The following is a 15,145-nucleotide window of genomic DNA, read 5'->3' on the forward strand; positions in this document are numbered from 1 at the left end:
CGGTGTGTTAACGGGCGAAGGAGTATATTGGTACCGGCGGCGAAGGGTCTCCAATATTTAATTGATGGATGTAAAGTGAACTGCCTTTCATCTTTTTTGCTCTTTTTTTAGCAATGGCAGCTTCTTTTGACAGGTCAATGTGGCAGTGAGTGTTTGAAGAAGAGACAAGCACGGCACCCACGGAAAGAGACATTTTGCCGAAATTTTTTGTATTTCCATTGCGGTCTTTTGTCCGAATATTGCACCCTATATTCCCGTTGTAGAATCCGGAAATGCTTTCATCAAATTGGTTGAGGATGCGCTGTATTACTTCCTGCCAGTTTTCGGTTTCAAATATGCAGACAAAGTCGTCACCGCCGATATGGCCGATGAAATTTTTTTGATCGTCAATATTTACGACCAATAATTCGGACAGAAATCGGAGAACCTGATCGCCTCGGGTAAATCCAAATACATCGTTAAACGGTTTAAAGTTATCAAGGTCAAAATAGCAGATAACAAAAGCATTATTTTTTCTGAAAAGTTTTTGCAGTTGCTGTTGAATCGGAACATTCCCAGGTAACAGAGTCAGGGGGTTGGCATGCCTTGCCCTGTTTACCTGTAGTTTGGTGATCTCATGAAGAAGGTCGATGAGGCGTCCGGTCCCATCCAGGGTGCAGTTGTCGAGAATGATAAATTCTTCCCGGTGGAGATCCAGGCCGGTAGTGAGGCGGAAACTGACATCTTCAAGAGGCATATATTTTTCAACCTGGAGAACATTGCGATTGATGAAACGCATGATTTGCTGTTTGCCGTAGAGATCCTTGCCGTACAAGCTGGCATACATGTTCATGAACTCTTTGCGGAGAACCATGCCAAGCACCTCGGTTTCCTGAAGAATGACCACGGATTCCAACTCCGGCGTGGAAGTAAACAGCTCGCCGATATGGTTGACACTGGTGTTCACCTGCGCTGAAACCGCCGGTCGTTTGATATGCTCCACGGTCAATAGTTCAAATGTGTCCTCGCTGCGTGGTTCCTCGCGAAATAATTTTGATGAAAGGGTGGTGGGGGGAACACTCACTGGTCTGCAGAAGTAGTACCCTTGGAGCATTTCGATCCCGATTTTTCGTAGAGTGGCATATTCCTTTTCTGTTTCAACGCCTTCGGTTATGACTCGTGAGCCAAGGGCGGTAGCTGTTTTTAAAATCGCGTTGACAAACTGCTGCTTGGTACGATCTTCATCAATACCTTGGATGAAATGACGATCAACTTTCACAATATCAGGTCGTATTTCGGACCACAGTTTGAGACCGGAGTATCCTGCACCGAGATCATCGAGTGCCACCCTGAAACCCATTTGACGGTAGTGGCGTACTGCATGTTGCATGAGCTCTATATCTTCAACCGGATTGGTCTCTGTCAGTTCTATGATAATCCGTCCCGGATCTATACCCGCCTGCTGCAGAAACTGCAGGGTAATACCTTCCCGAAACTGTTCATGGAGCATGGTTATAGGATCGACGTTGACAAACAATCTTCCAGGGAGGGAGAGCTTCGCAAATCGACAGATTACTTTTTTCCGGCAAAGTATATCGAGTTCTGCCAACTGGTTGGTTTTGGTAGCCGCCTGGAAAAGACGGGTAGGGGAGTGAAGTACGGTGTTGACAGGGCCGCGAATGAGTCCTTCGTAACCGTATATCTGCTGAGTCTGCAGGTGCACTATCGGTTGAAAATGAACGGAAAGATCCTCCTCTTGAATGATTTTTGTTAGCAATGTGTCGATGTTTATTTCTATGTGCATGATTTCTCTTTTTGCTTAAAAGCCTTGTGTCGCAACTATTATTTTGTCTGCAAGTACTACCTCGTATCACAGGTAATGTTTTGTACATATTGAATATTAGGAAAGAGTGAGGAGATGATTAGATTTGTACTAGCTCACTTATGGGTAAGAGCAGAATATGTGGTAAGTAGCAGCTGGTGAGGAAAAATAATGTGTTTTGTTTGGGGAGCTGTTCGCCTGATTTTTTCGTTTAACGCAGGGCTGGGGCCAGGAGCTCTCTCTTCCTTAGCGCTAAAGAAGAGAGAGCTAAAAGGTATTGGGGCGTGTCGGTTAAACCAAGGTGAGAGAAAGAGATTAATAGGCAAATGCGCGATAGCCATCACGAGAGCCAAGCCAGCGCTCACGAAAGGAAAGAGGCTGATACCGCTTTCGCCGATTATCTTTAGGAAGTCTGATCATCTCGAGTTCCGTGACCTGTCCCTGATTAAACGGAAGATTTCTGGTGCTGCCGACTGTGATGGATGTGAGTGGCGTTCCCTTGCTGGTCAGAATAGAGAGTGACGAGTACGCAGATGTGCTGTGATGCGGTAGGTGAACAGTGAGCCCTTTGCTGTCCAGGACCTTTTTTGTAGCCTTTCCACCGAGAAAAACGTTGAGATTACTGTTGATGATGATTGCTCCAAACTGTTGGCTGTGTAATGGGTGATTAAGGAGGTCGAGCAGTTGTTTCTTCGGATTGTCATCGGTAAACCGCACGTTAATAACCAGAACGGAGTTGCTGTTGATTCTGATGACCCCAAACTGTACCTGGCGTTGCAGGTTTTTTGTTTCAGTCAAAGACAAACTACCGCTGTTGAGCATCCAACACTCTTTTCCGGTGAGGAGGGAAAAACCGGTTTGAACCTTTTTTTTCTGTTTATGCTTTGCTGCATCATAGTTTTGGGTGGAGTTTGAGTACATATACGTCATCTTGAGTGACTGGGCAAGATCGCGAGCTTGGCTATGAGGGTCGGATCCTGCAACACATGCTGTTTGACCAAACAAAATATCCAATGGTTGATGTTGCATGGCTGCTAACAGCTGGGAATAAGTTTTGTTGGTATCAGCTAAATGGAGCTCATTAACGGTTGCAATGCGTAACATTGTATTTTTCTCCTTTGAGTGGCTGCAGTTTAGGCTGCGGGTCGCATCTTGTGTTCTTTGAAGAGATGCATATATGACTGTTTTTCTTGTGATATTTGCCGTTCGTTCCCTTGGGTGAAAAAGTCCTGAACTCTACTTCCCTGCCAGTTCGGGTGGGGGAATACATCAAGAATGTGGGCCAGGGTCGGGGCCACATCGATAAAAGAAATATTTTGTTCAATAACTGTGTTTCGGGCAATTGCCTTGCCTGAGATAATCCAGGGGAGACTGGTACCGTTTTTGTTACTTTTGGGGTCGTAAGTCCATGCTCCGCCGTAGCTGGAAGTGACCATGATCGTATATTCATTGTCCAGGCCCACCATCCGTAGTCGTTCTGTAAGGATGCCGATTGCCTGGTCTGCCTGTTCTACCGTCTCGAGGTATGGTTCTGAAAGATAACCAAAGTGGGTGCCGGCAATATCCGTACCTTGCAGAGCAAGGCAGCATACGTCGGGCTGTTCTCTTTGGATATGAGAGCCTGCCATCTCGGCGAGTTGCCTGTCCATGTTTTTTATCCCCTGAGAGTTGAGAAACACGCTGGTGTGGATTTCCCCATGGGGCAAGAGGTACTGCATGTGTTCGCGACTGTAGAAAAGTGAGGCCGTGAGATGATGATATCGTAAGAGCGAAAAAAGAGAGATGGCATGGCGGGAATCAACCAAGCCGCTGTTGTTGTCCATTACGCCATGTTCTTGTGGCGGAATCGAAGAAAAAAGCGTTGATAGCCCAGGCAGAGGAAGGTTCGGCCCATCATGACGAAGGTTATTCACGGTAGTACCTGATGCCATCAGTTTTTTGAGACAGCGAACATGGGCACATTGGAGCGCTTCCAGCTGCAGTCCATCTATCAGAATACACAATAATTTAGTCACACGCTTACTCCGGACATAGCTGTGGTGACAGATCCTGTGGACTCAGTCACCAGTTTTAGCGGTTGTTAATTAACACCTTAATTCCGGCATAATAATTAGCATCCACTTATTATGATGCTGTTAAGCCGTCATTATAATACGATTATTATGTTGAGGAGGTAACGGTGAGCCTGGAATATATGGCGGGAAGCTGCATCACCCTAAACAGGTCGGTGGGGGAGAGGGGAAGACGTGAGGCTGAGGTTGGCGGCCACTAGGCCATGCAACAGAAACAAGCATTTTCTGAGATGCAGAAGGAAAGATCTGAAATGACCGGAGTGATGATTACGTTTCTTCTATAATATAACAGTCCCTCAAAGGTGTATTGGAATAAGGCTGATTTACCGCAGTAAGAAGATGGTATAAAGAAGTTGCGTTATTTGGAAAAAAAATGTTTATCGTATATCCGGATATGCATATATATAGATATTGTTTGTTAGAGGCGATAGATGAAACTCTTTTACAAACAGGAAGGAAAGGCCCTATGCAAAATGAAATTCAGCTATTCAAAGCACTATCTGACGGAACCAGGCTACGTATACTTCTGCTGCTGCTCAACAACGGCGATTTATGTGTCTGCGATATTATGGAATCTCTTCAAATTCCTCAGTCAACGGCATCACGCCATCTGGCCCTGTTACGTAGCGCCGGACTCGTCGATGGAGAACGACACGGTACCTGGATGTATTACCGGGTGATCGAGGAGCGAACACTCGGCTCTGCTGTACTTGCCAGCCTTAGGCAGTACTGCTCTGACCTGGAGACTGCTGCAGATGACAACAGTAGATGTAAGAAATTTCGTTCCCATAAAAAAAGACACACCATGTCCCCAAACGAATAATCAATAGGAATAAGAAACAAATGGAAAACACTAAACGGCTTTCATTTCTAGATAGTTACCTCACCCTCTGGATCTTTTTAGCTATGTTTGTCGGCGTCATGACCGGCTACCTGTATCCATCCATAAATGAGGTCATTAACACCTTCCAAGTCGGCACCACCAATATCCCCATTGCCATTGGCCTGATCATGATGATGTATCCGCCACTGGCAAAGGTGAAGTACGAAGAACTGGGCCAGGTCTTCAGGAATAGCAAAGTCCTCCTCCTTTCCCTGGTTCAGAACTGGGTTATCGGTCCTGTGTTGATGTTTTTGCTGGCCATAACCTTTCTTTCCGGCCACCATGAGTACATGGTCGGCTTGATCCTTATCGGCCTGGCCCGATGTATCGCCATGGTCATCGTATGGAATGATCTGGCAGACGGCGACACTGAGTATTGTGCAGGTCTGGTCGCTTTTAATTCAATTTTTCAGGTCCTTTTTTTCCCACTCTATGCCTGGATTTTCATCACCATCGTCCCTGCATGGTTTGGCCTGGCAGGTGCCGTTGTTGATATCTCCATTGGGGAAATCGCTAAATCAGTCTTCATTTATCTAGGGATTCCCTTCCTCGCCGGCATGGTAACCCGGTTTATAGGTATCAGGAGCAAGGGTAAACAGTGGTATGAGACAGTCTTTATCCCAAAAATTTCACCTCTGACGCTGATATTTTTACTCTTTACCATTCTGGTAATGTTTTCCCTGAAAGGAGAGTACATCGTCCAGCTGCCATTTGACGTGCTGCGTATTGCACTACCGTTGACCATTTACTTCCTGGTTATGTTCCTCGTCTCTTTCTTCCTTTCCATGAAAGTAGGGGCAACTTATGAGCAAACCACTACACTAAGCTTTACGGCAGCATCTAACAATTTTGAATTAGCTATCGCTGTGGCCATTGCCGTATTCGGCATTGATTCCGGTGTCGCATTTGCGGCGGTTATCGGTCCCCTGGTTGAGGTGCCGGTCTTGATTGCATTGGTTAGCGTTGCCCTCAGATTTCGAGGGAAATATTTCCCTCACGTTAAAAACATCCTCACCGGCGTTTGTCACGTGAGACAACCTCAATAATTTGAGGGTATCATGAACGCGAAAAAAACAACTATTCTGTTTCTCTGTACCGGCAATTCCTGCCGGAGCCAGATGGCTGAAGGATGGGCGAAGGCATTGAAAAAAGAGGAGATCAGCTCCTGGTCTGCCGGTATAGAGAAACACGGGCTCAACCCACTTGCGGTTAAGGCCATGGCAGAATTCGGAGTGAATATTTCAAAGCAGGAATCCAATGTGATTGATGAGTTGCCCGTCAAGGAATTCGACTGGGTAATCACCCTTTGCGGTCACGCAGACGAGACCTGCCCATTTTTTCCCGGCAAAAGAATTCACATGGGTTTCGATGACCCACCAAAACTTGCTGAGCAGGCGGATAGCGACGAAGAAAAACTTGTCCACTATAGGAGAGTTCGAGATGAGATAAGGGACTTTATCCTTTCTCTGCCCGACTCTCTTTCAAATAAATAACAGTAAAGGAACGAACATGAACGAGCTTGACCAAACACTGGCAGCAATGGACTTTGATTTCCTTGGAAATGGAGAACACGCAATGAGCGTAGACGGGATGCGCAAAGTCCTTGGCAACGAACACTTTTTTTTCCTGGATGTACGCGCAGACAAAGAAAAGGAGTATTGTGACTTTCCTTTCACCAAGCACATCCCTCTGCATGAGCTCCCCGGCAGGCTGAATGAACTACCAAAAGATAAGTGCATAATCGCCTTTTGCTCGTCAATCTTTCGCGGCGCTGTCGCATACACCTATCTCCGTGCAAATGGTTTTGCCGAGGTGAAAGGTTTGACTGCTACCATGGAAGAGATGGTCGGTGCTTTCAAACCTGGCCCGCTCGCCAAAATGCAGGCGTAGTGAGGAGTTATTTCCAATGGACTCTTCATTGCTTGCCATCACCGGCATGTCTTTCGTCTTAAGCTTTATTTTCGCTCTGGGCGGGGTTGGTTCCGCCCTGGTGCTGATCCCGGCCATTACTTGGCTTGGCTTACCTTTTGCGCAAGCCAGATCAATTGGGCTTTTTGTTAATACTGTGAGCATGATGGGGGCAACCTGGTCGAATTTTCGGCAAAAGCGGCTCGACTACCGTTTAGGGCTCCCGATCATCATTGCCTCTATCATACTGGCACCAATAGGGGCCTGGGTAGGTATACACGTCCCTACCAAATACGTGATGTATGCCTTTGTCACTTTTCTGAGTTTTTCCGGGCTCATGATTCTTTTTTTCAATGGTTCGAAGTTCAAGGATCAGTATCGGGAAGACCGGCCAGTCACCGGCCCGCTGCTCACCGGTATCGGTTCCGGATTTTTGTCTGGCCTGTTGGGTGTAGGTGGCGGTGGGTTAATTTCCCCGCTCATGATCGTTCAGGGATTTAATCCAAAGAAGGTGGCGATGGTCACTGCCTTTGCCGTGCCTTTTTCTTCCTTTACCGCCTTTCTCGCCTACGCAACAATGGGTTCGGTCAGTTGGAAAATTCTTTTGTTTGCCGGCGCTGCAGCCTGGGCGGGCGGTTACCTCGGCACAATCGTTATGCAGAAGAATATGCGGCCGGCTGCTGTACGAAAATTACTTGGCGGCATGCTTATCCTGCTGGCAGGGCGAATGATACAGAAAATGTTGCTGTAAGGGTGCATCAGAACCATTATGTCTGATAATGAGCTGGGTGTGTGATGCTTTATCTGCAGCAAGTGGCGTGCTTGTGTACAAAAAACGAGCGGGTACGTTTATGGAAGGAGTTCAACCTGTGGCCAATGATTGTGAGTCCGGAACAAAGTAAAAGGCACGCCTTTAGAAATCGTCGGCAAGGACATTTTACAGCATGCCGAGCTCCTGGCGACTCAGCGGTATCCCTTGGGTAGGTTCCAATAGGCAAAGCCACCAGATGGCTTGAAACGTGCTACGGAGAGGTCTTCTGCAAAAGGGCGAGACAAGTCTTCCCGCCCTTTAGAGTCCAGATTTTCCGGCACCCATGACCTTGTCAGATACAATCTTTACCTTGGTGGCTTCTTTCAGAAAACCGCTCTGTGGCACAAGGAATAATTGAAGCCTTTTTTCAGGGACAGAAATAACCTTTACACTAAGCAACCACCCACAGTATTCCTACCTACTACCGGTGGAAAGATCAGAATCTCGACCAGTTGCTTGGGTATTCTTGGGGGAAAGGTATGGTGCACAGGTTGCAAGCTTTTTTCATTGTGCATATCTTGGGGCTGATTTTTCAGGTGATGAAACCGGCAGGCGTTGCTTCAAATCAGTCATTTTTGCCTCAATGGGGGTATCTTAATATGTTATTTTTTGGTTAGGAGTGGAAAAAAACTTGATGAAGAATAGATTGTAACTGTAAGTACACTGTTTATGCGAATTCCATGAAAGTAGCCAATGCGCGAAGATTTCAGGGAAACCCGCCTGCGGCTCATTATTATCCATTGCGAGTTGCCTCTTTCTGCCACCATTCGCTTTTAGCGCACTATAAGGGTAGGACAACGGCCCTTCTCCTACTCTCTGATTGGCTGTTTTGGCTATATATCTTAAGGAGGGTTCTATGGAGCATAAGAATACCTGTAAAGCAGTTATATACCAGCGTGATTTCAATCATGTACTGATGCTTGAAAAGAGGTTTCCCGACAGTAGATTCCATTACACCCTCCCAGGAGGAGTTACCGATCCGGGAGAAAAGTCGAATATCCGGTACAATATTCACTTTCGCCTAACCGGTATTCGTTTTCATTCAATCTATCCATAAATCTTTATATGCTCGTTTTTATTATTGAATGCACTAATCCCATTGATCTGCTGCAGGGTAGAAACGAAGGAAAAAGTCTGGAACAGATTTGCAGGCTTGTCGGGCATGAAGTCATAAATTTTCACCCCAAGTCAAAAGATGATCTGCTTACCGTCTGCAAATATAGATCAAGCATTGACAGGAAGCATGACGGAACTGATAATCCTGATCTGCCTCTTTGTATTCACATCTCCAGTCATGGTGAGGACGGTCTATGGTTCGGCAAAGACCTGGTTAGTTGGCATGAGCTGCTTGACGCTCTGGAGCCGATCTGTACCAAAAAGTCAATGTATAAGGGTGATAACATCCTGACTATCTCGGCATGTGAGGCTAAAGATCAGCGATTGACGGAAAAGATACAGAAAAGAAGAAAGGTACATAAAGCATTTCAGCCGCCAAGACACTTTTTTGTCACTGCCTCGGAGGAGGTCTATTGGAAAGATGCGGTTGTTGCCTGGGCATTATTTTATAACAAGATACCCAATACGAATCTCTCAAAGAAAAAGAAAATTTTCAATGTATTGGATCTAATTGAAAAGGCAGAGCTCGGCACGATTCATTACTACAGGTGGTCCACTAAAAAGAAAAAATATATATGTTACGGCGCACAGGGAAAAATCAAGAATTCGTAGTGGAAAAGTAATAAAAAAGGCTGTCCCAAAATGGGACAGCCTTTTTTATATACCTTGATGAAAGGAAAAGTTTATTTATTTTTTTTACCTTTTTTTCCTTTCTTCAGTGCTTTTTTCTCGAGCTTCTTCAGTTCTTTCCTTTTGCCCTTTTTTAGTTCTTTTTTCTTGGCTTTTTTCTTATCCAGCTTTTTTTTCTTGTCTTTTGCCATGATTTTCTCCAAGTTGAAATTTTCGCATCTGATACGACTAGAAGCGATTCCAATATAACTTTTGGTCATATTATATGGATATCGATAACAGGATAGATACTGACTGTCAACTACATTTTGTTATTTTTAATTTTATAATATAGTAAAAAGTATTTATTGATTCCCTTGTCAAGTTGAATAGTATGGAGACAAAACAGGTTTTATGACGTTTATAGAATTCAAAAAAGCCCTACTTGATGCGGAAATAACTCTTCCCAAGTTCTGCAAACTGATCAAGGTCAGTGATAAAAATATTCAGTCGTACAAGAAAAAAGGTGACGTTCCTAATACCATAGCGGTTATTGTCACTTGTTTTGCAGAGATGCAGCGGCAACAAGTCGACTACCGTTCCCTGATCGATGTACTTGAGTTGAAAAAACAGACAAAAAAGGGTGGGTTTAAAAAAAAGGCGCTGGTTGAGGTGGAGCGGAAAACACCTGGCTTGGAAGTCACAACTGCAGATAGTGTAGAAGAAAAGAAATAAGGTGAGGCAGTAACCAAAATAATCCCAAAACCGAATTGATATGAGCGCTGCGATAGCCGGTAATAAATGGTTTTTAGTATCTTCTAAAAAAGCCTTAAGGGTGGTTATACTGATTCATGGATTAAACCAGAATCCTGCAAGTTGGAAAGACATGATTCCTGCTCTGAAAAGATGGGGATATCATGTCTATTTACTCTGTCTTAAAGGGCATCGAGGCTTAACCGTGGACGGAATTTTCAAAGTAAATGCTGAGGTGTGGTTACAGAATTTTATAGATGGTTATAGAGACGCAGAATCAACCTTCCCTCTATTGCCAAGAATGCTTGTCGCATACTCTCATTGGGGGGACTTGTTTCGACGGTTGCTCAAGGGAAATTAGCAACGACATTGTTTGATCGTCAGGTACTCCTCGCTCCGGCTATTGTCACCAAACCTTATACGCGTCTTGCGTTACTGCTCTCTAAATTTCTTCCTCAAATACCCTCGGGTTCACCAGAATATTACAGGGCTAATAAAAATGGAGTATCTGCTGCTGGCTATAGGGCACTTTTTGACCTTGAAAATATGCTAACCCGACTTTCGCAGTTCGACCTCCGATTTCACTATTTTCGCCCTGTTTTGAAGTGTAACTTCTTGAAGTTACGTTAGCAGGATGCAAAAATGGCTTGTAGTGCCGACCTACCCCCTTGCTTTGCTGATCATATTGGGCAAGAGTAGGATATGTTTTTACGAGCAAAAAAACGTTTCAAGGATGGCAAAGAGCATCGCTATTGGTCCATAGTAGAAAATCGCAGATTGCCAAGTGGTAAAGTCAGTCAGCGGCAGGTCCTTTACCTTGGCGAGATCAACGACAGCCAAAAGGTCGGCTGGTGTAAAGCTATAGATGTCCTTGACGATCAGCATAATCGTGCCACGCAACTGGCTCTGTTTCCCGATGATCGTGAGGCCCCGGAACTGGCCTGTGAGACAATTCAGCTTCGCTTGAGCGATCTTTCCCTGCACAGGCCAAGGCAATGGGGAAGCTGCTGGCTGGGAATTTCGTTATGGGATCAATTACAGCTGGATTCTTTCTGGTCTGAATGCCTACCTGTAAGCCGCAAAGGAACAAAATGGCTCAACGTTTTAAAAACTCTTGTTACCTACCGTCTTATATCTCCGGGCAGTGAGTGCGCCTGCACCGAGAATGGTTCCGCAACAGCGCCATGGCCGATCTGTTGGGAGAAGATGATGCGCTTTTGCAAAAAGATAAGCTGTACCGATGTCTGGATAAACTTGTTGACCACAAACGTGATTTTTTCAGTTTCCTCACCAATCGTTGGCACGAACTGTTCAACATCAAATTCGATGTTTTGCTGTATGACCTCACCAACACCTATTTTGAGTGTGACCCGCCAGGGGGGGAAAGAGAAAATTTTGGTACAGCCGTGACAAACGACCAGATTGTGTTCAGGTGGTCATTGCCCTTATTGTGACACCTGATGGTTTTCCCCTAGCCTATGAAGTCATGGATGGGAATATCAGTGATAAAACTACATTGCCAGATTTCCTTGCGGCAATCGAGAAACAATATGGCAAGGCAAACAGAACATGGGTGATGGACCGAGGGATTCCTACCGAAAACGTTCTTGCTGACATGAGAGACTCCGAACAACCGGTGTCCTATCTTGTTGGCACCCCCAAAGGCAGGTTAAGCAAGCTGGAAAAATCATTTCTGGATAAATCCTGGGAGCAGGTGCGCTCAGAAGTGAAAGTAAAGCTTCTTAACCAAAACGACGAACTTTACATCCTTTCCAGAAGTGATGGGCGTGCAAATAAAGAGCGTTCAATGCGTATACGACGGCTCAAAAAATTGTGGCGTAGGCTCCATGAGCTGCAACGTCAAAACATCACTCGCGATACGTTATTGCTGAAACTCGGTGCCGCAAAAAAAGAAGCAGGGAGGGCATATTCTCTGGTTAAAATTAATTTTCCTAAGCCAGAGGAACCCGTCAATTGCGAAACCTTCACCTTTAGCCTGAGACATGAAAAGCTGTGCACGGTCCGTCGGCGCGAAGGATGTTATCTGCTTCGTTCGAACGTAACTTCTACCGATCCCGCGATACTCTGGCAGCAATACATTCAACTCACAGAGATCGAACAGGCTTTTAAGGAGTTGAAAGGAGACTTGGCAATACGACCGATTCATCACCAAACCGATGAACGTATTGAAGCCCATATCTTTGTGGCCTTCATGGCATATTGTTTGTTGGTAACGCTTAAACACCGCGCACGGCAATTGGCTCCTGGACTTACCCCACGATCTATCCTGGAAAAATTTTCCACTCTGCAAATGGTAGACGTGCACCTGCCGACAACTGATGGCCGCTATCTAATTTTACCGAGGTACACACAACTCGACAAAGATTTGAAGCTCTTACTTGCACAGCTCGACCTGCTTCTTCCGGCACAACCTCCGCCACGGATTGCAGCAGACAAAGCGGCCTGTAAAAAAGCCGTGTAGTGCCGACCTAAAATTGTCGATTATGGAAAAACAGCAAGTTACACGTCCACATGGTCGCGAATTGCGAAAGTCGGGCTAGATCAGAGGAAAAACAAAACGTTACATGGTTCCTGTAAGTCTTCACCTGAAATGATAAGAAAAAACGCCCTCTTCCGAAATAGTAGGGAAGGAGGGCGTTTTCATGTCAAGCTCAACTGCTATCAGGAATTGGTCTCGTTTTTCAGTTCCCTGTGCCAGATATCCTCTGCATATTCATTGATCGTACGGTCACTGGAGAAATATCCGCTTGAAGCGGTATTGAGAATACTCATTCGTGCCCAGGCTTGCTTGTCTCTGTAGATTTCGGCAACTCGTGCCTGGGCGTCGATGTAACTGCGAAAGTCCGCCGCTATCATCCATGGATCAGAATGACTGCGAATGGCGGCAATGATGGAGTCGAAAATTCCGTCTTCAAACAGGTTGAAATGCCCACTCTCAAGAAGAGCCATTACTCGAGTTAAATCATCATCTTCATCGATACAATGATTAGGGTCGTATTCCGGTCGAATGGCTTCTACTTCGTCGGCGGTAAGGCCAAACAGGAAAAAATTTTCTTCCCCAACCGCTTCGCGAATTTCGATGTTGGCGCCATCCAACGTTCCGATGGTGACTGCACCGTTCATCATGAACTTCATGTTGCCGGTTCCGGAAGCCTCCTTACCTGCTGTGGATATCTGTTCAGAGAGATCGGTACCGGGCGCTATAATCTCCATGGCGGTGACGCTGTAATCGGAAATAAAGGCGACTTTCAACCAATCGTTGAGCGCACGATCGCGGTTAATCACTTGGGCAACGTTATTAATCAGCTTGATGATGGTTTTGGCCAGCACATAACCAGGCGCCGCTTTCCCGCCAATCAGGACGCAGCGGGGCTCCATTCCTTCTGTGTCACCGCGACGAACCCGATCATAGAGATGGATAATATGCAGTACATTAAGTAACTGGCGCTTGTACTCATGTATCCGTTTTACCTGGACATCAAACATCATATTAATATCAAACCGGACGCCGCAATTTTTGAATACCAGATCTGTCAGCGCTTGTTTGTTCTGTTGTTTGATGGCGGTGAAGCGTTTTGCGAACTGCACATCATCCGCAAATGGCTTGAGCTGCTCAAACTGCCGGTAATCACTTATCCATTGATCACCTATGGCCTCGGTAATCAGTGACTTCAAACCTGGATTACAATGGGATAGCCAGCGCCTTGGAGTAACCCCGTTGGTTTTATTGTTAAATTTCTCCGGCCAGAGTTGGTAGAAATCAGCAAACAGGCCGCGCGCCAACAAATCGGTATGAAGAGAGGCTACACCATTCACTGAGTAACTACCAATAATCGCCATATAAGCCATGCGTATACGCGGATGAGCACCTTCTTCGATGATCGACATACGTTGCTGGCGATAACAGTCACCAGGCCATCGCTGGGCAACCAGAGTTAAAAACCGAGCATTAATTTCATAGGTGATATCCATCAACCTTGGCAGCAGCTCACGAAACAACGCCACCGACCAGGCTTCCAAGGCCTCCGGCAATAAAGTGTGATTGGTATAGGCCATGGTCTTTGTCGTAATGTCCCAGGCATCATCCCAACATAACCCCTGCTCGTCCATCAGCAATCGCATTAATTCAGGAATTGCGACCGTGGGGTGAGTGTCATTGAGTTGAAAGCCGTTCTTGTCTGCAAAGTGAGTAAAATCGTTGCCGTTAGCGCGAACCCACTGACGAAGAACATCCTGCAAACTGGCACTGGCCAGAAAATATTGTTGCCGCAAGCGCAGTTCTTTCCCCTGCTCACTCACATCGTTGGGATAAAGCACCATGGTAATTTGTTCGGCCCGGATTTTTTCGGCAACAGCATCGGCATAACTGCCCGAGTTAAACTCATTCAGATCAAACTCGTCTGTAGCTTCAGCCTTCCATAAACGCAGGGTATTGACTGTCTTTCCACCATATCCCGGCACTGGCATGTCGTAGGGTACCGCAAGTACATCATGACTATCTACCCAGCGAACCCTGCGGTTGCCATTGTCATCATCATAGTGATCGCTTCTTCCGAAAAACTTTACACGGCAGATATTTTCCGGACTTTTAAATTCCCACGGATTCCCGTTGCGTAACCAAGGGTCTGGACACTCCACCTGAAAGCCATTTTCAATTTTCTGGCGAAACATTCCGTAATGATAGCGAATTCCGTAACCTGTAACAGGAAGATTCAAACTGGCGCAGCTGTCCAGAAAGCAGGCCGCTAAACGACCCAGACCACCATTACCAAGACCTGCATCCATCTCGGCACTTTCTACTTCCTCAAGTTCACAGGCATAGTGGTTTAACGCCTCACGCACTTGAGATTCCAAGTCGAGGTTGAGAACTGCGTTGTTTAAACTGCGTCCGATGAGAAACTCGAGTGAGAGATAACTAATTCTTTTAGGTTTTTCCTGATCATAACGCTCGCGGGTTTGGTGCCACTTTTCAACTAGCCTGTCGCGTACCGCCAGTGCCAATGCATGGTATAAGTAGTTGTGGGATTCGCCCACATCATCTCTACCCAGTGTGACTTCAAGATGTCGCTGTAAATCATTATTCAACGAATGATTTTGATGTTTAAAAGAAATTGCCTTAGTCATAATTTTCGTTCTTTCAATGTAGTGTAAATGCTGACGATTCGTCAGTG

14 protein-coding genes and 1 pseudogene are annotated in these 15,145 nt (G+C 45.8%); 10 read left to right on the plus strand and 5 right to left on the minus strand.

Features of this window, described 5'->3' with window-relative positions; translation table 11 throughout:
• Positions 1-7: 7 nt before the first annotated feature.
• From ACHZCY_RS13420 to ACHZCY_RS13430, 3 genes are all read right to left on the minus strand, one after another.
• Positions 8-1,783, minus strand: coding sequence for a GGDEF domain-containing protein (locus ACHZCY_RS13420; protein ID WP_319549243.1), 1,776 nt, complete (start codon positions 1,781-1,783; stop codon positions 8-10).
• A gap of 333 nt (positions 1,784-2,116) precedes the next feature.
• The gene (locus ACHZCY_RS13425) at positions 2,117-2,905 is read right to left on the minus strand and encodes a hypothetical protein (protein ID WP_319549244.1); all 789 of its coding nucleotides are present in this window, start codon (positions 2,903-2,905) and stop codon (positions 2,117-2,119) included.
• A 29-nt stretch (positions 2,906-2,934) separates the two neighbouring features.
• Positions 2,935-3,816 carry an alkaline phosphatase family protein gene (locus tag ACHZCY_RS13430; protein WP_319549245.1) on the minus strand — a complete coding sequence of 294 codons (882 nt, stop codon included), beginning with the start codon at positions 3,814-3,816 and terminating at the stop codon, positions 2,935-2,937.
• Between the two features lie 523 nt (positions 3,817-4,339).
• On the opposite strand from ACHZCY_RS13430, the gene ACHZCY_RS13435 reads away from it, so the two are divergent.
• From ACHZCY_RS13435 to ACHZCY_RS13465, 7 genes are all read left to right on the plus strand, one after another.
• Positions 4,340-4,696, plus strand: coding sequence for an ArsR/SmtB family transcription factor (locus tag ACHZCY_RS13435; RefSeq protein WP_319549246.1), 357 nt, complete (start codon positions 4,340-4,342; stop codon positions 4,694-4,696).
• Positions 4,697-4,716: 20 nt separating this feature from the next.
• On the plus strand, positions 4,717-5,802 hold the full coding sequence (gene arsB, locus ACHZCY_RS13440) for an ACR3 family arsenite efflux transporter (RefSeq protein ID WP_319549247.1): 1,086 nt from the start codon (positions 4,717-4,719) through the stop codon (positions 5,800-5,802).
• A gap of 12 nt (positions 5,803-5,814) precedes the next feature.
• Positions 5,815-6,249, plus strand: a complete 435-nt coding sequence (locus tag ACHZCY_RS13445) for an arsenate reductase ArsC (RefSeq protein WP_319549248.1) — start codon at positions 5,815-5,817, stop codon at positions 6,247-6,249.
• A gap of 16 nt (positions 6,250-6,265) precedes the next feature.
• Positions 6,266-6,646 (plus strand): rhodanese-like domain-containing protein, encoded by a 381-nt coding sequence (locus ACHZCY_RS13450; protein ID WP_319549249.1) that lies wholly within the window; start codon positions 6,266-6,268, stop codon positions 6,644-6,646.
• Between the two features lie 16 nt (positions 6,647-6,662).
• The gene (locus ACHZCY_RS13455) at positions 6,663-7,415 is read left to right on the plus strand and encodes a sulfite exporter TauE/SafE family protein (protein WP_319549250.1); all 753 of its coding nucleotides are present in this window, start codon (positions 6,663-6,665) and stop codon (positions 7,413-7,415) included.
• A 916-nt stretch (positions 7,416-8,331) separates the two neighbouring features.
• The gene (locus ACHZCY_RS13460) at positions 8,332-8,532 is read left to right on the plus strand and encodes an NUDIX hydrolase (protein ID WP_319549251.1); all 201 of its coding nucleotides are present in this window, start codon (positions 8,332-8,334) and stop codon (positions 8,530-8,532) included.
• 8 nt (positions 8,533-8,540) lie between these two features.
• Positions 8,541-9,203 carry a hypothetical protein gene (locus tag ACHZCY_RS13465; RefSeq protein WP_319549252.1) on the plus strand — a complete coding sequence of 221 codons (663 nt, stop codon included), beginning with the start codon at positions 8,541-8,543 and terminating at the stop codon, positions 9,201-9,203.
• A gap of 71 nt (positions 9,204-9,274) precedes the next feature.
• Here the strand turns inward: ACHZCY_RS13465 and ACHZCY_RS13470 are convergent, their stop codons facing one another.
• Positions 9,275-9,412, minus strand: a complete 138-nt coding sequence (locus tag ACHZCY_RS13470; protein ID WP_319549253.1) for a hypothetical protein — start codon at positions 9,410-9,412, stop codon at positions 9,275-9,277.
• 202 nt (positions 9,413-9,614) lie between these two features.
• Here ACHZCY_RS13470 and ACHZCY_RS13475 point away from each other — a divergent pair, with 202 nt between their 5' ends.
• From ACHZCY_RS13475 to ACHZCY_RS13485, 3 genes and pseudogenes are all read left to right on the plus strand, one after another.
• Complete coding sequence (locus ACHZCY_RS13475; RefSeq protein WP_319549254.1) at positions 9,615-9,935, plus strand: hypothetical protein; 321 nt, start codon at positions 9,615-9,617, stop codon at positions 9,933-9,935.
• 40 nt (positions 9,936-9,975) lie between these two features.
• Complete coding sequence (locus ACHZCY_RS13480; protein WP_319549255.1) at positions 9,976-10,314, plus strand: hypothetical protein; 339 nt, start codon at positions 9,976-9,978, stop codon at positions 10,312-10,314.
• Between the two features lie 341 nt (positions 10,315-10,655).
• Positions 10,656-12,435, plus strand: a pseudogene (locus ACHZCY_RS13485) (IS1634 family transposase).
• Between the two features lie 200 nt (positions 12,436-12,635).
• Here ACHZCY_RS13485 and ACHZCY_RS13490 read toward each other — a convergent pair.
• Positions 12,636-15,098 (minus strand): glycogen/starch/alpha-glucan phosphorylase, encoded by a 2,463-nt coding sequence (locus ACHZCY_RS13490; RefSeq protein ID WP_319549256.1) that lies wholly within the window; start codon positions 15,096-15,098, stop codon positions 12,636-12,638.
• Positions 15,099-15,145: the final 47 nt, after the last annotated feature.

Origin of the sequence: Desulfogranum marinum, assembly GCF_963675105.2 — a bacterium.
Taxonomy (GTDB): domain Bacteria; phylum Desulfobacterota; class Desulfobulbia; order Desulfobulbales; family Desulfobulbaceae; genus Desulfogranum; species Desulfogranum marinum.